A 19,031-nucleotide genomic window follows, 5' to 3' on the forward strand; every position below is an offset into this window, starting at 1 on the left:
TCACTAGTCGCCATAACCCGCATCCTGTCGGGCTTCGATTTCCTGTCGGACTCCCAATTCAAGCAGCTGGCTCACATCAATAATGAGCGATACAGAGCCGTCACCCAAAATTGAAGCACCTGAAATTCCAGGAGACTGGGTGAACTGATCGCGGAGCGGTTTAATGACGACATCTTCTTCACCGATAAGATTATCAACCATAACACCGATTTTCTTATCCTGAGAACCGACAATAACAACAAAGCAATATTCGCCGTCTTCATTTGTACGAATGTTGAACAGGCGGCTCAAACGAAGCACGCTGATGACCTCATTGCGGACATTAAGTACTTCGTGATTGTCGATTGTGTTAATTTCAGATTTTTTAACCCGAACACTTTCAATAACGGAAGCGATTGGAATTGAGTAAACTTCGCGTCCTACACGAACAAGAAGACCCTGGATAATTGCAAGTGTGAGCGGCAAACGGATTGAGAACTTAGAGCCCTTTCCGTGTTCGCTCGTAACCTGAATTGTACCGTTGAGCTTTTCAATCATCGTTTTGACAACATCAAGACCAACGCCTCGTCCTGAAACATTCGTTATTTTTTCTGCAGTTGAGAATCCAGGAAGGAAGATAAGCTGTGCTGCTTCCTGATCAGTAAGAACTTTGCTCGGATGAATGAGCCCCTTACTGATAGCCTTTGCCTTAACCTTCTCAACATTAATACCGCCACCGTCATCAACAACATCAATTACAATGCTGTTTCCTTCGTTTGCAGCTTTGAGAAGAACAGTACCGGTTTCATCTTTGCCTGCATTTTTGCGTTCTTCCGGACCTTCAATTCCGTGGTCAACAGAATTTCGGACACAGTGCATGATTGGATCCATGAGATCGTCAACGACTGTTTTATCAAGTTCGGTATCTTCACCTTCAAGAATCAAATTAACTTTTTTGCCCAAATCTTTCTGCAAATCACGGACAACACGAGGGAAGCGGTCGAAAACCTGACTGATTGGAACCATTCGGATTTTCATTACGCCTTCCTGCAGTTCGCCTGTAATACGGCCAAGATTCTGCGTAGAAGAGTGGAATTTTGAGTTCAAATCCTTGAAACGGTTTTCAAATGCATCAAAGAAATTAGCAATATCACCGAAATCACTTGTAATATTGGCCTTGATGTCTTTGACAGCAACACCATTTTGGATTTCTTCAAGATACTGAGGAAGCTGCTCGAACATTCGGCGAACCTTCTCTTTATAAGAAGAATCAAGCGCCTGGAACTGGATGAGCATATCCGCGAACTGCTGCTGACTCTGGTTGAATGAAGCCTTTGTGATGACGGTTTCTGAAACAAGATTCAACAGGTTGTCGATTCGTTTTGAATCTACGCGGAGAATTGTACTCTGCTGTGCGTGACCAGTTGCCGGTGCAGCCTTTGCGGCAGGTTTTGGAGCTTCTTTTTTGGGAGCTTCAGCCGCCGGTGCTTCTGCTGCTTGTGGTGCCGGAGCCGCTGCTGTCTGAACAGGCTCTGGAGCAGGAGCGGCAACTGGTTCCGGTTGAGGAGCAGCAGGAACTTCTGATGCTGAAAGAGACTCTCTTGCAACAGCATTCTCAAGATTTTTAGCATCAACGCTCAGCGTTACATCGTCAAGGAAAGCCGTATCTTCAAGCTGTTCGGCTGTATTTGACGACGCGACGAAATATGTTACATCTTTGTGGAATTCATCTTCGTAAAGAGCATCAAAATCAGGAATCGTTTTAAGAACCGTACCGCATGCCTTGAGGGCAGCAAAAACCTGAATTCCGCCAACAGAATTCATAGGATTGCTTTCATCGAAAGTGACGGTAACAGACCACAACTGCTGACCTGCTTCGCATCCTTGTTTGAGTTCTGCAAGTTCATATTCAGAAAGTGCAACTGCAGGTGCGCTTTCTGCCGCAGCAGGAGCCGCCTTTGGAGCAGGACTTGCCGCAGGTGCAGGAGCTGCCGCAGCCTTTGGAGCCGCGCCGCCACCAGCAATCATGCCCTTAATTTTTTCGGTAATTTCATCTACGCTTTCACCATAAACAGCACCGTTCTTTCGTTCTTCAAGCATGGCTTTTATAACATCGAGGGCTGTCAAAAGCGTATCAACGATATCTTCTGTAACCTTAATTTTGTCGGAACGAACTTCATCAAGAAGGTCTTCCATGGTGTGTGCAAAGTGCGCAATCTCCGAAAATTCAACGGTCGCCGAATTTCCTTTGAGGGTATGTGCCGCACGGAAGATTTCATCGATAGCGTCATGATTATTAGGGTCGTTCTCGATAGCAAGAATATTGCTTTCGAGATTATCGACCATCATTTCAGATTCTGAGAAGTAGTCTTTTAACAATTCTTCATTGGTTGCGTCAAGATAATCACTCATATAATCTATTTTATCATCAAGATGTCCAAAGTCAAGAAAAAAAGATTATTTTAAAATAATTTTCCGACCGCATTTTCCTATGATTGAGTGGCTAAAAGGCAAACTCCTTCAATCATCGCCTTATGCTCTTCGGGCGCAATTCTTGCATAAAGGGTATCCGGAGTGTCACCGGGCAAAACGGGAACTTTTTTCTGAACAAGAATCTTTCCTGTATCGCATCCGGAATCGACAAGATGAACCGTGCATCCGCTTTCTTTTTCTCCGGCGGCAATAACTGCTTCATGGACATTGTGCCCCCACATCCCTACTCCGCCGAATTTTGGCAAAAGTGCAGGATGAAGATTGATGATTTTGCCCGAATATTCAGTGATGATTTTTCCACCGAGAACCGAAAGATAACCGGCAAGCACAATTGCTTCTATATTGTGCTCCTTACACAGTTCAAGGATTGCGTCACTGATTGCGATTCGTTTTTCATCACGGGTCGCCTGCTCAGCCTTTTCCTTTCCCAGAACAGAAAACGGACTTCGTATTTCAGCAGGAATTCCCGCATTTTTCGCGCGTTCGAGCGCATAGGCATTTTTTGTATTCGAGACGACAAGAGCAATCTCATATGGGCAGTCAGCATGAGCCTTTTCATAGTCAATCAAAGCCTGGAGATTCGTTCCACCGCCACTAACCAAAACTGCAATTTTCATTTATTTCACCTCGCTAAGAAATTTTATAAAATATCTGGCGACCTTATCATTTGGCCGGCCTTCAGAAAGTTTTTCAAATACCGCAAGTGCCTTTTCAGATTCACCTTTTTCAAGCAAAGCCACGGCCTGATTCCAGAAATTTGCGTAGTTCCACAATTTGTCATCGTCATCATCGCGGCTTCCAAGAATTTCATATAAATCGCTCGTTTCTTCAGGTTTTACGAATTTCAAAGGAATAGAACGAAGAATGTAAAAATCACGGATATAATCTGAAGCACTTCCGTTTACAAAGATTCCAGACGCATCACATTGAGAACCTGCCTTTTTAACTCTGAACGCATACTTCCATGAATCATCAAGAATTCTGAAAGATTTTCCTGCAGAAGAACCGATGCAGCCCGCAGAAATCTCAGCGGAATAAATTCCGACCCGGCTTAAAATCTTCTTTTCATTGTGATTTAAAATGAAAAACGCCGTATACAAATCATCACTCATTCCATCCGGTTTTGGAGAAGCAGAATAAAGTGAAATTTCCTGATTAAGCGCAAGGTCAATCTTTTTGATTTCAAAAGCAGTTTTTACGGCCTTGATGCAATGGTCTTCAAGCGGAACTGGCGAGCCGAAAATCGAAAGAATTCGGTCGTTTCGATAAGATTCAACAATTCCGCCGCCTTCAAGTATAAGCAGGGTGATTTTATCAAAATAATGATTCAAAAAAGCGCAAAGTTGATTTTCATTAAAAAGTTTCTTTATATCACGAAAACCGGCAATCGAAAGCGCAAGGATCGTAGCATCTGATTTGTGACCGTCGAGTGCAAAATCAGCAGGAGCTGAAATGATTTTTTTGAGGGAAGATTCCGAAATTCCCTGCTGAAAATGTGCGGCAAAAAAGTTTCTGTCCGAAGCATTCTTTTTGCGACACTTAATGTTCAAAATCAGAGAAAGAAGCACAAGCGATGAAAGCGGAACTGCAAGCCCTGCAAAAATACGGAAATAAAGGAACAGAAATACAAAAGCCGATACCGATAAAAGCAGCAATATAATAGAAAGAAACAGCATTATAAGGTTCCGTTTGATTCTATACGCAACAAGCACAAAAATCAGACAAAGAACAAGAGCCACCGCGAAAGAGAAAAACGGATGCAACAAATCAACAAAATCCGCGCTGAAAATCATGTTCGCAATCACATACGGCACAAGATTTTCCGGGAAATGCTTTTCTGACGGCGAAGGAATAAAATCAGTTTTTAGACCATAATCGGCTACAAGCAGACAGAACGAACCGGCAAGCTGCTCCCGAAGTTTAGCACGCCGCGTTTCAAGCTCCGAAAAAAGATTCCGGCACAGACCAAAAGAATCCTTTATGAACGACGATTCTTCTTCATCAGCCGCCGCCTCAAGCAAAATCCTTTCCTGCTTTCCAGACAAGTAATCCGCCATGAGGACATAAAATTTATTTTTAAGGGAAATTGATTTTCCAAAATCATCCTGACATTCAAGGGCTTCATCAAAAAGAGGGAGCGGATTTTCTGAATTCAACTCACCGAACAGGCCACGCTGAGAAATTATCTCAAGGCAGGAACGGAAATTCATTTCAAGTTCTGAAAAATCGTAAAGTTCATCAGCCTGAATCGACTTAAACTCGTGCCATGATTTTTTCGGAAACTTCAAGACAACAGAACCGTCTTCTGCACGCGGAATTTCAATTTTTCCAAGATTTATTGACGAATTCGTAATCTGAATTTCTGGAAGCTTCAGGCTTTGCAGGACACGGAAAAAAGTCAAATCAGCGTAATATCCATCATTTTTTTTATAAACAAGATGCCGCCGCTGTTTTGAAAGATACGGATTATATTCGGCCGGACTTTTTGTATCACTAAAATCTTTTAGAAAACGCTCCTTTATATTGAAGAAAAAACTTGTTTTTTGAGATTTTACATTGTTTTTTTCAACCAAAGAATCGATATTCTCAAAGTCTTTTTCAAAATCAGATTCACGGCTTACACCACTAGCCCCAAATTCACGCACAATGCGTTCAGCTTTTTCAACTGACAAAAAATCAATAAACGGAGAGTCTTTTGAAGGGGCTTCAAGTTTGACATTCACAAGAACAAGCGGAACCGAAGGCTCGCGCTCCGGAAGAAAATTCTGCATGAACAGTGAAAGTTTAGAATCAGCAGAAGAAAACAAAAAGAGTGAAGAAAGTCCCAAAGAAAGGATAAATGCGAATGCAAAGAAACTTTTTTTCATTGTTAAAGATTAGCGGAAGGAAATCAAGCAATGAGCGGCAAGCGATTAAGAAATGCCGCCACCCATTGCAAATCATTTATTTTAGATTAATTTTGTTGCTTCGTGGCTGCCTTTGAGGTCTTCACCAAGGTCTTTTTCACTAGCCTCGACATGACCGATTTTGTAGGCTTTGAGAGGAACAGCGCCTGCCTTTTTGTACGGCTCTGTCTCAAAACCTGCGGCCTTTTCATTGAAGCGTGCAATGATTGCATCAGCTTCACTTGCCTTTACAGCGAGGATAAAGCCGATTCCCATGTTGAATGTGCCCCAAACGCCCTCTGAATCAGCACCACGGCGGATAAGCTCATCAAAAATCGCTGGCTTTGGCCATGAATCCTTTTTGATGACAGAAACAAGATTTTTGCCCTTTGCGTACATGCGTGGAACATTCTCGTAGAAACCGCCGCCTGTGATGTGAACCATGCCGTGAATTGCAGGTCCGAATGCGCCAAGAACATCCATTACAGGACGAACATAAATGCGGGTCGGTGTGAGAAGAACTTCACCGATTGTTTTGCCAGTATCACCGAAAGGCGCGTTAAAATCAGTAACAAGTTTGCGGACGAGAGAATATCCGTTTGAATGACAGCCGGTTGATGAAAGACCGATGAGCACATCGCCAGCTTCAATTTTTGTACCGGTAATCATTTCTTCTTTTTCACCAACGCCAACGCCAAATCCTGCGAGGTCATATTTGCCTTCATCGTAGAAACCTGGCATTTCAGCAGTTTCGCCGCCAAGCAAAGCACAGCCTGTATCAACACAACCATCGGCAATGCCTTTGACAAGCTCACCAGCAACTTTTGCGTCCAATTTGCCACATGCTACATAATCAAGGAAGAAAGAAGTCTGAACGCCAGAGCAAAGAATGTCGTTTACACTCATGGCAACGCAGTCAATGCCAACTGTGTCATATTTTTTGAGCTGGAAAGCGATTTCGAGTTTTGTACCAACGCCATCGGTTCCTGAAACCATGACTGGATTTTTTAAACCTTTTGGAATCTCGAACATTCCGTTAAAACTTCCCAAATCAGTAAGAAGCCCAGGAATGCGGGTGCGTTTTGCATGAACTTTGTATTCGTTGACAGCATTGTAGCCTTCTTCAACATCAACACCTGAATCTTTGTAATTAACAGCCATTTTTTAACTCCAAAAGGAAAGTGTCTTTGCCAGTTCATCCCGGCAAATCGTGAAATTATTATAATGATTTTAAGGTTTGTAAGCAATTAGAGACGAATTAGAATTTTTATGGCGCGACTCAACTGTCAACGGGCTATCCGTGGTTCCGCTATCGCTACATTCCTCACCCTGTTCGGAACGCTTCGCGCCACTACTATCCCGCGCGGGCATTTTCTCTTTGTTTTTTGCTCAATCATGATTTATAATATTCTTCTATGAAGAGATTTATTGTTTTCCTTTTAATTTTTCTTAGTGTTAGTGCGGCATTCGCAAAAAAGGCGAAAAAACCCGTCGATGATAAAGTTTATGATTTAGCCTTATCGCAGGATGACATTCTTGTTCTCCCTGAAGATGACGGACACCGCGTAAAAGACGGGAACGGCGTTCATCTGTTTGTCAAAAAACTTGGTGACATTCAGAGCGTCCTTCTTCTTTTTGACAGCGGCAATTACAATGACCCGGATTTGTCGCTTCTTAGGGCAAAGGAGTTTAATTCCGTAAACGGCAATGAAGTCCGCTATTCATACGGCTCAAAGTCCACTTTCAGAATGGAACGAACGCCAAACGCCCTGATTTCTTCCACCGTAGAAAAAAACTTCTTTGGAGAATGTTTTCATATCTATATTCCCAAAAAGATGTACTACGGCTATGTGATTCAGGATCAGAATGAATGTGAATTCACCAACGGAATGAGAGTCAGCGTGCGTGCCTTTGCACAAAAATACTGTGACAATGGCGGAAAATTCGCTGACAACCTGCTTAACCTCAATGTCTCAGACTGGAACACAGAAGAATCATTTGGCGAAATTGCATCTGCATCAGGCGGGCGAGTCATTCATGTTCCTTCCGCAGCAGAACTCACAGAAAAACTTGTCAAAGAAATCGATGAACTTAACCCGGCCGAAAAACTTGACCTTGTATTTGCAGTTGACGCAACAGACAGCATGAAAGATGATTTTGCTGAACTCCGCAAAAACTGGCTTTCAAAATTCGAAAAACAGATGAAGAAATTCAGCAGCACAAGAATCGGACTTCTTTTCTACAAAGACTATTGCGATGAATTCAACCAGAACGGCCTTCCGCTCAAAAATTTCGGCTTCGTAAAAAACGCCGACGCATTCTCAAAATCGATTAAAAGCGTTTCTGTTAGAGGTGGAGGCGACCGCGAAGAAGCAGTTTATGAAGCACTTTATACCTGCGCATCTGTCTTCGACTGGAGCAAAGATGCCAAAAAGAAAATCATTCTGATTGGAGACGCACCGCCTCATTCTGATAATCCGGGGAACTTCGAGCACGAATTTGAGTCAATCGCGAAGATGTTCGGAGAAAAGGGAATTCAGGTTGACTGCTTCCTCATTTACGACGCTCCTCAAAAGAAAAAAAGCGCGGACACTGCAACATCAAAACCTACTGAATCAATGAACGCGGATGACAATTCCGATGCAAAATAGCAAAAAGCCTCTCATAAAGGCATTATGTTCCCTGCTGTTGATTTTTCCTGTGTTTTCAGCTAAAGCACAGGTCTTTCAAGGCAGGGAACTTCATTTCAGTTTAGAGCCGGTAATTTCTTTTGAACAAGGAAAACTCGGCGAAATCATTTATTCCTCAGAAATCTATGACAGTTCAAAGAAACGCAGCTATCTTGAATGGGATAGAGACATCCTTCTTTTAGGGGCGAATTTCGGCATTGATTTCAAGAAACTTCATTCCAACCTTTACAGTGCATCAAATCTCTTCAACAAAAATTTCGGTCAAATGACAGATTCTGACTGGCTGAATTCAGAAGACCTCTCAATGAAAACCACCTATTCGGCCGGAGACATTTCCAATTCAAAAAACTATGAATTCACATCAACCTTTGCATATTCATTCGAAACGACCCGCTGGCTTGAATTTTCACCTGTGATTCAATTTCAATACAATTACGATTTTTTTGAAAGAGAAGACAGTGAAGGCTGGTACAGTTCAGACAATAAGCACTGATGGTACGATGAAACCTCGATTCATTATCCGCGCACCTATTGGAACGGCGAGAAATATGTGCACAGCACCCTTGGGGAAATTGATTTATGCCGCCACTCTTTTTACACCTGGTTCGGTCTAAACGCAAAGATAAAGCCCTTCTCCCGCCTAAATCTTGATTTTACAACGCTCCTTTCACCGTTCGCGTATTTTTATTCCGTAGACACCCATCTCGCAATGAAGACAGGAACAAATGAACTTTACGAAAAACATTTCCGCATGATTCAGTTTTCTGATTTCAACACACTTTTAATGTCAGCAAAAGCAAGTTTTATGGTCAATGATTTTCTTGAACTCACTCTAAAAGGAAGCTGTTATTTCACATTTGAGCCAGAACGCGGCACCTGTTACATCGATTTTACCACAGGCGGCCCTCAAAACACATACTACGACACAGAACAGGATTCAGGGGCAAGCCTTCAGATTTTTAGCATACAAGCCGGATGCAAAGTGAAGATTCAATAGCGACCTTGCACTGTATTAAAAAACGCGTAAACAGACATTCAAGAAATCATTTTAAGGATGCCCGTTCTCAAAATGATTCCTTGCTGGAAAACTTTTTATTTCCTTACTTTCAGAAGATCAGTAAATTTGGAATTTAGTAATATTAAATTCTGAATTTACTGTATATTAAATTTTGAATTTAGTGCTTATAAATTCAAAATTTAGTGTATGTAAATTCAGAGTTTAGTGTATGTAAATGTTTACATTACGGCAGGGATGCCGAGCGTTTCTTTATGGAAGTATGTTTGGCACAACGATTAAAAGCAATCTCGAAGTTTGAATTATTAAATTTAAACGAGGGGTTTTATTATGAAACTTTCAAAAATGTTTAAAATTGGTGCTGTAGCACTTATGGTTACTTCATTGTGCTTTGTTGGCTGTAAAGATGAAGATGATGAAGCAGATGTTTTCTCTGGTGGAAAAGTTGACTTCGATAATGCTTATGTCAAAGTTGCTAATGACGGTACAGTAACAAAAGGTACAAAAGAAGACGGAATTGAAAATACAGAATACTACTATCGTGCTTTCAAACAGACAAAAACAAAACATCGTGGTGGAATCTGTGAAATTAAGATTTCACCAAATGTTGATAATGTTAAAGAAGGTGTTGCTGGTTTCGTTTTTGATTTAACAGATGGTAAAACAGAAGACACATATAATTTCTGTATCGTAGCATGTGATTGGAGTGGTTCAAAAGTTAGAACTTATGTTTCGCGCTATTCTGATGTTCTGGTTAAAAACAACAATTTTACAAAACTTACAAACTTTTCAAACATAAACGGTGAAGCAGTTTCAAACGGTAAGGGTGAAGACCAGATTTTGCCGACTAGCGGAACTTGGGAAGAACTTGACACAGCAGGTTTTTCTAAAGCAGCAGACGGAACAATAACTATTGTAATCAAAGCAGGTACAACTTCTGAGCAGACAAACGGTGCATACACTGTCGGTTATTACACAGATGCAGCTACGGCAAAAAGTGATGGTGAAAACAACTTTTCGAATGCAAAGAAGGTTGTTACAATCGAAACAAAATTTACAGGTCGTGACGATGCAAAAACTCAGTCAAAACTTGCATACTATGTAAATATCACACCTGGAAAACACTATACAGCTAATTTCGACTTTTCAAAAACATTTGGCGAGGCTGTTGTTTTTGAAGATGATTCTGAAATTATTTCTGAATAATTTTGATTTTAACTAATTCGTTTTTAGGGGAAGCAAATTGCTTCCCCTGTTTTATATTCATGATAAAAAAAATTACCTTCTTATTACTTTTCATTTTTTTTAGCAGTTCAATTTTTGCAAAAATTAATTTTATTATTGAGCCTGTTTTTACATATTCAACAGGCTTCATAGGTGAAAACATCTATTACCCAAGTTTATACAATGACTCAAAGAAAATAAGCTATCTTAAATGGGAAAGAAACATATTTCAGTTTGGGGCAAATCTTGATTTTTACTATGAAAATTTTCATGCCACTGTATGCGGCCTATCATCACTTTTTAACCAAAAATCAGGAAAAATGTTTGATTCCGATTGGCTTAATCCAGACGATTATACAATGAAAACGCGATACTCAAAAGGAAACAATGAATCCGTTGAAAATTTTAAAACACAAATTATTCTTTTTTACGATTTCAACATTTCCAAGCGATTTGTTTTTTCACCATGTATAACTTTTCAATATAATTATGACTATTTTGAGCGAAAAAAATCTGAGGGATGGTATAGTTCCGATAATAAGCACTATTGGAACGATGAAAGTTCTGTACACTATCCATACACATTTACAAATAATAATGGAAAAATTGTAACTGCAAGACTTGGAGAGATTAATTTTGAAGACAAACTTTTTTTCATTTGGTTTGGTGGAAAAATAAATTTTCAGCCAGTCAAACAATGCAGTTTTGATTTTGCATTACAGATTTCTCCGTACGCTTATTTCTATGCACTAGACACACATATGGCACAAGATAAAAGTTCAAAAGAAATTTATGGCAGACATTACAAAATGATTCAATCATCTCTCTTTAATGCAATGAACATTATCTATGACATAAACTATTATATAAATAGTGTTTTTGCACTTAAACTAGAAATGTCATATTCTTTTATATTTGAAATGAAACGAGGCTCTTGCTATACAGATTTTGTTGGAAGTGATCGTCAAGACTCTTACTTTAAAACTGACCAAAAATCAGTCATAAACTTTGAAAACTATACTATAAGCCTTGGAATTAAAATAAAAACTAGATAACACTTGTATTAAAAATATGAATGACTAGCTTTTACACTGCATGTAAAACAAAACAGGCAGAAGCCCGAAGACCTCTGCCTGTTAAAGAAATCTTGTAAAATCCAAAAGGCATTGAACAGCTATTTACAGCTTTGACCTTTTGGATTAATTAGATTTACTCTTCTACAACCTCGTCTGATGAGTATGTGTCAAGATACTTCCAAGAGCCAGTAAGAGTTTTTCCGGCATAAACATTTGCGTAAACTGCACCGTTCTTCTGACGATCCCCTTTAGAAGTTCCAGCTGCAAGATAGCCAACATCTGCTGCAGGAATAATAGTAGAAGCATCAGCAACAGAAGGCAGAGCATTCTTTTCATATTTTCCATTATAGATATTTACGATGTATGTACCATCATAGTTTCCAGAAGCATCAGTTCCCTCTTTTACATCTACAGTCAAAACAATGTTTCCATCTGCATCTGGAGCCTGTGTCAAAGATTTAGAACCAAGTGCAATATATTCTTTTTCCGTAGCACCATTAGCAGTTGTATTTGCACCTGTCTCTTTCTGTCCTGTTGCACCAAAGTTCTGCAATTGAATGTCAGTAACATTTTTGTACATAGAAACATAAGGTTTTATAACTGAACCGGTATAGTTAAATCCAATAATAAAGAATCGGCGAGGATCTTTTTCTGCACGAGCTGAATTTGATTCCAAGTCCCAAATATACCCCATTGCACCAGCATTTGCACTATCTTTGCTCATTGTCATCTGACAAAGCGAGCCGAGATGTTTGAATGTTGTAGTTTTATAACCTCGGCTTACGGAAGTGCCTTCATTTTTGTAGCTGATAGAATAGTTGTTGTTTGAGCCTGAAAGCATGTTGTTCTCATCATCATCCTCTTCTGACTTACAACCAACAAAGCACAATGAAGTAACCATAAGTGCTACAGCACCAATTTTAAACATTTTAGAAAGTTTCATAATAAAAACCCCTCGTTTAAATTTAATAATTTTCAGTCCAGCATACGCCGAACATCTTTAAAAAATGGTAACACAGTCTTAGAAAAAAAGCTAGTTTTTTTTAAACTTTTTTAAAGTTATTTGAATTTTTTACCGATAATCATTCATTTTTCAACGAGAGGATTTCTTCTATAGAAAGTTCTGTCGCTTTTGCAACCTGCTCAGGAGAAATTCCCATATCAAGAGCTCTTTGTGCAGTGGCAAGTTTTTCTCGGTGCAAATCATCACTCCGTCTGGCGAGTTTTTCTTCTCTCAGGGCAAGTTCTTCTGCTCGCCGCACAAGTTCTTTTTCCCTCTGTTCTTGTTCTCTAGCTTTCTGTTCTTGTTCTCTACCCTTTTGTTCCAGTTCTCTAGCTTTCTGTTCTTGTTCTTTTTTCTTCTGTTCTATTTCTCTATCCTTCCGCTCTTGGGCTGCTTTTGCGCTAAATTCATCCCGCTTCCGGCCTTCTATCTGCCCCTGAATTATCCATCGCCAGCGATCCATGCTGATACCTTCAAGCGCTTTTTCTGCATTCATGATACCCTCCTCAGCGTTCACAAGTTCCCTTATCAACTTCTGTGAATCGGGCTTGTCCGCCATTTTTAGAAATTTACACCATTTGATAGCACTTGGCAAGTTTTTCACACTGGCTAAATCCTTGATTTTCGGGAGTTTAGTAAGTTCCAGAAAAATCACATTAAGTATCCCTGAAAGTTTAGCTCCGTCGCTCAAATCCGTCATAGAATAATGATGTATTGGATTCTTGTTCGTCTTGTCATAGGTAAAATCCATCACGGATATTTGATACACTTGCGGAACCTTCTCCCATTCCTCACCGGTCTTCATCGTCGAACTCGCCAGTCGTGCGGCATAATATTCAGCTCGCTTTCCATAGTCGTATTCACGGTAAAAACTTTGCATTTCAATCTGCGCACAGGCACCATCCGAGAATATACAGTTTATATCGAAATCAATGCCTCTCTGCATATCGTAACAGCGGGCATCCTCATTTTCTATGACCGTCACATGACTTATTTTGCGACCTATGACAGCAGTCAAAAACGATTTTAATGCCATTCTGGATTCCTCTGTTTTTTGAGTGAACATCGCCTTGAAATTCGGATCCAGCCTTGGATTCAATAATCTGATTTCATTGTTTTTCATATACAAACATCTCCTTTTTTTTATGTGAGACGCTCTAAAAAATCCACAAAAAAAATTCTTTAGAAGCACTTGTATATTTATAGGGAATAAAAATCACATTTCGGCAATGTCAAGACAAAAAAAATGTAAAAAAAGAAAAAAACGAGTTAAAAAAAATTCCACAAGCGTATTTCGAGAGAGTTTGTATATTCGCTATTGATTTTTGACGATACGCCAGACAAAAAAAAGAAGGCTCCCAGAGAATTGGAAGCCTTCTGAACGACCCCTGCTGGGCTTGAACCAGCGACACACGGATTAACAGTCCGTTGCTCTACCGACTGAGCTAAGGGATCATTTTGTTCGTTCGGAACGAGTGTTATATTATATGAAAGCCAAAAAACTGTCAAGCGTTTACGAAAAAAAATATTGTTTTTTTTAATTTTTTTTGCCGCATAAAAAGGCAATGGGCGAAAAAAAAGTCTGTCTAAAAAGACAGACTTGCGTTCGGGAGCGAAGGGGCTCGAACCCTCGATCTCCGGCGTGACAGGCCAGCGCGATAACCAGCTTCGCTACGCCCCCAAAGGTTATAAAAATATAACCGAAACGCACAAAATAGTCAATAAGAAGAATGCAAAATTCTTTATTTTTATTGACATTTTACATCAAAATCGATGGTTTGAACCGTATTATTCCAGTCCGTGAAGGTTAGCTTTCCGCTTCCAGCTTTTCCGCATGATTTTATGTAGGTTCCTGCCATGCCACCTTTCATTGAAACTGCTTTTGGACCGATTATTTCAATCGAACCTTCTGCCTGAAGCACTACAGCTTCCTGGCAATAAGGCTGGACATTTCCGTTTTCATCAACTGCCTTCAGACTCACAAATGCAACATCATAAGTGTTTTCTTCTATTAACATGTTGCGTTTTGCCTCGACTTTGAGATTCGTCTGTTTTGCCGGAGTACGAATCACCGTCTTTACGAGATTTCCACCACGATATGCCTCAAACTTGTAACTGACTGATTCGCCGCCCCAGTTTCCGATATATTTTCCGTACAAATCGCGGAGTTTATCAGGATTGGTAACGCCTCGAATCCACAAGCCTAAACCTTTGAGGACATATTTGAACGGCAGCTTGTCCACTCCATATTTTTGAAGCGCAAAAAGCATATCCTTCATTGGAACGGAGTGTTTTTCTTTAATGCCGTCTTCGTCAACAAGCCTGTGTCCGATATAATCATCAATCAGAATCGGGCCATGAGAAAGATTCTTGAAAGGTGACTGTGCGACTGTATATTCTTTGATGAAAATATTGTTTACATACATCTTAACGCTGTCAGCATTTGTGATGATGTAGACATCTCCCCTTGCACCACCGGCATGTTCGCCAATATCCATGCTTGAAGTGATTGAAAGCACATCACCGACGACCTTTGAATCCTGCTGACTCTGATAGACATAAGCCGCAATTTTCGGATTTCGGAACATGTCAAGGACGCCATGATAGCAGATATAATCACCGGAACCGAAATCTTTGTGAGTATTATAGTCGGTCATGCACCATCCGCTTGAACCCGAAATTTCTTCGCGAGCGGCTACTGCATCAAGCACCTTCGCATGACGAAGTGCATGTTCTGTTCTGTGCGGTTCATTGTCAAAAGTCTTTGTCGGGTACATGTGGCCATTGTATTCGGTAATCATGTAGCCTTTGTTAGTTTTAGTGACTTTCTTTTTTGGAAGACAGCCGTCGTTTGTGCCATAAAAGCTGAAATCATTAAAGGTGTAAACATCTTCAAGCAGGTTACTGTGTCTGAGAAATCTGACCCCGCCGGTCGGTCGAGTTGAATCAAGCTCATGAGCAACAGCATTCGTTCTGGTGTAAAATTCATCGTCATCCATGCTTTCGTTGATTCTGACGCCCCAGATGAAAATTGACGGATGATTTCTGTACTGCAAAACCATCTGCCTTACATTTTCAACTGCAAGATTCTTCCATTCTGCGTTACCGATGTGCTGCCAGCCTGGAATTTCCGTAAAAACGAGCAGGCCGATTTCATCACAACGATCAAGGAAATAATGGCTCTGAGGATAATGAGAAGTTCGCACCTCATTCAGTCCAAGTTCGTACTTCAGAATATCCGCATCTTCAATCTGCATGTTTTTTGGCATTGCGTAACCCACATAAGGCCAGGCCTGGTGCCGGTTGAGTCCACGGATTTTGATTTTTTTTCCATTCAAGTAAAAACCTGATTCATCGTAACGAATATCGCGGAAACCAAAGCGTGTTTCCCTTGAATCAAGAAGATTACCCGCTTCATCAGTAAGTTCAGTAACGAGGGTATAAAGATAAGGCTCATCGGGAGACCAGAGTTTGATTTCTTTTTCGGGGTCTGTCGTAAACGGAACATTTTTTGCAGAAATCAGTTTGTTGGAAACCTTGTAAGGAGAGCGCCTGTTTTCGCATGAAAGCTTTACATCAGCGTTATATTCCGTTCCGTGCGTTTTTATGAAAATATCTTCTATATAAACGGGATTTTTTACATCAATGTAAACATCACGATAGATTCCACCGTAAGTCATATAATCAACAACATAACCGAAAGGAGGCTGATTCAGGCTTTCACGGCTGTCAACACGGATTGCAAGGACATTTTCATCACCAGCTGGATTGAGGGAATCGGTCAAATCAACTGTAAAAGCAGTATAGCCGCATTTATGAACTGCAAGGCTCTTTCCGTTGAGGAAAACTTCACTTTCATGAGCGGCACCATCAATGGTCAAAAAAATTTTCTTTTCTTTCCAAGCAGATTCAGTTTTAAAAGTTCTTCGGTAAAGGGCGTTTTTCTGATAAATATCAGTTGAAAAAGCATTGAAAGGTGTGACGGTAAAAGAATGTGGAAGCCGAACAACCTCAAAATTGCCCGTATAATCAGATTTTGTCATTTCGGCCTTAAATTCAGGAGAATAAAGCCATCCGTTATTTAAATAAATTCTAGTCATAAACTCTAGTGTAAGTCAGATTCATCAAAAAGTAAAAGGAAAAATAATAGTGGTATTCGGAAAATTCAGTTTTCGACAAGCCGTTTCTCCCCTCGCGCCATCTAGCAATTGAGTCACACTGTCTTTTTCATTATAATAGTATGAACTTTATTTTAAAAAACGAGGAACTTATGCTAACTCTTAAATTTGGCGGCACATCAATGGGAAGTGCCAAACGAATTCTTGATTCTGCCAGGATTATGATTGGACGAGCCGAATCTGACCGAATCAGCGTTATTGTATCTGCGGTTGCAGGCGTTTCTAACAGCCTTCAGGCAGCGATTGACGGCTGCGTAACCGGCGGGAATGCAACCACCTATGTTGAGAGCATAAGAAAAACACATGTAGAAATCTGCTCACAAATCGAATCTGAATTAAAGGGCTTTGATGCAAAGGAAGTCCTCAAAAAAATCGAAATAAATTTTGTCGAACTTGAAAAACTTCTTGCAGGCGTCGCATCATTTGGCGAATGTCCGAAATCAATTCACTGCCGAATCATGGGAATGGGCGAGCTTTGCTGCGTTCCAATCGTAAATGCAGTGCTTCAGGCTAAAGGTCAGGATGTAATCGTTCTGGACAGCCGAAGATTCATTTTCACCACTGGCAATCAGGCAGAAGGTGATGTTGATTTTGGCAGAACTTCAATCGCACTTGAACCATATCAGGACGGCAAAAAAGAAGGCACAAACAGAATCATCCTCATGCCGGGCTTCGTCTGCTCTTGGAGCGAGCACTACGATGACGAGCCGAAAATGGGCTTGCTCGGCCGAAACGGCTCAGACTTCTCTGCTGCAGTCGTTGCAAGCTGCCTCAATTCAACAAAATGCGAATTCTGGACAGATGTTGACGGAATCTACACTGCTGACCCACGCGTTGTAAGCGATGCAATCCTCGTTGAAGACATGACTTATGAAGAAGCAATGGAACTTTCATTCTTCGGAAGCAAAGTCCTTCATCCAAAAACACTTGCCCCGCTCGCTTCAAAAAATATCGAGGCATGGAGCTTGAACTCACACAACCCGGAAGCACGAGGAACAAGAATCGGTCGCGGTCCATTCGAATCAGAAAAGAACGTTGGGCCGGTACGCGGCATTTCCTGCCTCAAAAACACAGCTCTCATTTCTGTCTCAGGAAGCGGAATGAAGGGTCGCACAGGTTTTGCTTCACGCATTTTCGCAGCTGTAAGCCGTGCCGGAATCTCAATGCTTCTTATTACACAGTCTTCTTCTGAATATACAATTTCGTTCTGCGTAAAGCAGGCAGAATCACAGGCCGTTGAGGACGTACTCAATCAGGAGTTCGCTCTTGAAATCCGCGAGGGCGTAATCAATAAAATCAAAGTTCAGGAGCACACAGCAATCGTCTCAATCGTAGGCGATGGCATGAAGCAGAACTGCGGCGTTGCAGGTAAATTCCTCGACTCCCTTTCTGCACGCGGAATCAACATCCTTGCAATCGCGCAAGGTTCATCTGAACGCTCAATTTCTGTCGTAATCTCAGGAGAATTCGGTGACATCGCAGTAAAAGCCGCTCACCTCTTCTTCTTCAACACAGCTCAGCCAATCGAAGTATTCGCTTTTGGTGCGGGAACAATCGGTGGTGCGCTCATCGACCAGATCCGCGACCAGCACGACAAGCTTCTTGAGCAGAACATCGACATCAAAGTCTACTGTATCGCAACAATCGACGGCATGATTCTCGACGGAAACGGACTCGACCTTTCAAACTGGCGCGAAGATGCCAAAAAAGCGACCGAAGAAGCAAGCGTTGACGAGATTCTTGAATTCGTACGCGACACCAAGCCGCTCAACCCGGTTTTCGTTGACTGTACAGCAAGCTACGACCTTCCAAACCGCTACCTCGACATTTTCAAAGCAGGCATGAGCATCGCAACCCCGAACAAGCGCGCAAACTCAATGAGCATGGAATTCTACCACGAACTTCGCAAAGTTGCGAATGAAAATCACTGCCGATTCCTTTACGAGACAAATGTTGGTGCAGGCTTGCCAATCATCGACACATTACAGAATCTCTTCAACTCAGGCGACAAGCTCACAGGCTTCAACGGAATCATGTCAGGCTCGCTCTCATACATCTTCGGAAAGCTCGACGAGGGCAAAAAGTTCAGCGAGGCTGTAAAAGAAGCAAAAGAATTGCGCTACACAGAGCCTGATCCACGCGACGACCTCAAAGGAACAGACGTTGCACGAAAGGCACTGATTATCGCCCGCGAGTCTGGAATGGACATCGAGCTTGAGTCAATCAAAATGAACTCAATCTTCCCGCCGGACTTCTCAATCGAAGGAACTGTGGATGAATTCATGGCAAACCTTCCAAAAGTAGACGCATACTTCGAAGAAAAAATGGCAAAACTCAAAAAAGAAAACAAAGTTTTGCGAATGGGAGCTTCAATCAAAGACGGAAAAGTCTCTGTCGGTATGCTTGAAGTAGGCCCTGACGACCCGCTTTACGGTGTCCGAGGCGGCGAGAACGCATTCGTATTCCAGACAGCCCGCTACACACCGAT

The 19,031-nt window shown here is 41.3% G+C and carries 13 protein-coding genes and 2 tRNA genes; 6 read left to right on the plus strand and 9 right to left on the minus strand.

The annotated features are described in order from the left end of the window. Window positions 1–3 precede the first annotated feature (3 nt). The 4 genes from Q0Q74_RS08800 to purM form a co-directional block, all read right to left on the minus strand. A complete protein-coding gene (locus Q0Q74_RS08800; RefSeq protein ID WP_294430029.1) occupies window positions 4–2,391 on the minus strand; it encodes a chemotaxis protein CheW in 2,388 nt (795 codons plus the stop codon). 77 nt (window positions 2,392–2,468) lie between these two features. After that, on the minus strand, window positions 2,469–3,089 hold the full coding sequence (purN, locus tag Q0Q74_RS08805) for a phosphoribosylglycinamide formyltransferase (RefSeq protein ID WP_294430031.1): 621 nt from the start codon (window positions 3,087–3,089) through the stop codon (window positions 2,469–2,471). Beyond that, window positions 3,090–5,339, minus strand: coding sequence for a hypothetical protein (locus Q0Q74_RS08810; RefSeq protein WP_294430033.1), 2,250 nt, complete (start codon window positions 5,337–5,339; stop codon window positions 3,090–3,092). It abuts the gene before it with no gap. Window positions 5,340–5,420: 81 nt separating this feature from the next. Further along, window positions 5,421–6,518: a phosphoribosylformylglycinamidine cyclo-ligase gene (purM, locus tag Q0Q74_RS08815; RefSeq protein WP_294430036.1), complete on the minus strand. Its 1,098-nt coding sequence runs from the start codon at window positions 6,516–6,518 to the stop codon at window positions 5,421–5,423. A 254-nt stretch (window positions 6,519–6,772) separates the two neighbouring features. Between purM and Q0Q74_RS08820 the strand changes: the two genes are divergently transcribed. The 5 genes from Q0Q74_RS08820 (at window position 6,773) to Q0Q74_RS08840 (ending at window position 11,341) form a co-directional block, all read left to right on the plus strand. Continuing rightward, complete coding sequence (locus Q0Q74_RS08820) at window positions 6,773–8,008, plus strand: vWA domain-containing protein (protein ID WP_294430038.1); 1,236 nt, start codon at window positions 6,773–6,775, stop codon at window positions 8,006–8,008. Window positions 8,009–8,057: 49 nt separating this feature from the next. Next, window positions 8,058–8,540 carry a hypothetical protein gene (locus Q0Q74_RS08825; RefSeq protein ID WP_294430041.1) on the plus strand — a complete coding sequence of 161 codons (483 nt, stop codon included), beginning with the start codon at window positions 8,058–8,060 and terminating at the stop codon, window positions 8,538–8,540. 57 nt (window positions 8,541–8,597) lie between these two features. Continuing rightward, on the plus strand, window positions 8,598–9,044 hold the full coding sequence (locus Q0Q74_RS08830) for a hypothetical protein (RefSeq protein WP_294430043.1): 447 nt from the start codon (window positions 8,598–8,600) through the stop codon (window positions 9,042–9,044). A gap of 348 nt (window positions 9,045–9,392) precedes the next feature. After that, window positions 9,393–10,268, plus strand: coding sequence for a hypothetical protein (locus Q0Q74_RS08835; protein ID WP_294430045.1), 876 nt, complete (start codon window positions 9,393–9,395; stop codon window positions 10,266–10,268). A gap of 59 nt (window positions 10,269–10,327) precedes the next feature. Beyond that, on the plus strand, window positions 10,328–11,341 hold the full coding sequence (locus Q0Q74_RS08840) for a hypothetical protein (RefSeq protein ID WP_294430048.1): 1,014 nt from the start codon (window positions 10,328–10,330) through the stop codon (window positions 11,339–11,341). A 154-nt stretch (window positions 11,342–11,495) separates the two neighbouring features. Here the strand turns inward: Q0Q74_RS08840 and Q0Q74_RS08845 are convergent, their stop codons facing one another. The 5 genes from Q0Q74_RS08845 to Q0Q74_RS08865 all read right to left on the minus strand — a co-directional run bounded on the left by Q0Q74_RS08845 (window position 11,496) and on the right by Q0Q74_RS08865 (window position 16,465). Further along, window positions 11,496–12,305, minus strand: coding sequence for a hypothetical protein (locus tag Q0Q74_RS08845; protein WP_294430051.1), 810 nt, complete (start codon window positions 12,303–12,305; stop codon window positions 11,496–11,498). A gap of 139 nt (window positions 12,306–12,444) precedes the next feature. Next, window positions 12,445–13,488, minus strand: a complete 1,044-nt coding sequence (locus tag Q0Q74_RS08850) for an Rpn family recombination-promoting nuclease/putative transposase (RefSeq protein ID WP_294430053.1) — start codon at window positions 13,486–13,488, stop codon at window positions 12,445–12,447. A gap of 259 nt (window positions 13,489–13,747) precedes the next feature. Continuing rightward, window positions 13,748–13,820 (minus strand) — tRNA-Asn (locus Q0Q74_RS08855). 152 nt (window positions 13,821–13,972) lie between these two features. Further along, window positions 13,973–14,046: transfer RNA gene (locus Q0Q74_RS08860), tRNA-Asp, on the minus strand. A 67-nt stretch (window positions 14,047–14,113) separates the two neighbouring features. Continuing rightward, window positions 14,114–16,465, minus strand: coding sequence for a glycoside hydrolase family 2 TIM barrel-domain containing protein (locus Q0Q74_RS08865; RefSeq protein WP_294430056.1), 2,352 nt, complete (start codon window positions 16,463–16,465; stop codon window positions 14,114–14,116). A gap of 140 nt (window positions 16,466–16,605) precedes the next feature. Here Q0Q74_RS08865 and thrA point away from each other — a divergent pair. Further along, window positions 16,606–19,031, plus strand: a 2,426-nt coding sequence (thrA, locus tag Q0Q74_RS08870; RefSeq protein ID WP_367268341.1) for a bifunctional aspartate kinase/homoserine dehydrogenase I, incomplete at its 3' end; no start/stop codon positions are given.

Origin of the sequence: uncultured Treponema sp. (assembly GCF_946187725.1) — a bacterium.
Classification (GTDB): Bacteria; Spirochaetota; Spirochaetia; order Treponematales; family Treponemataceae; genus Treponema_D.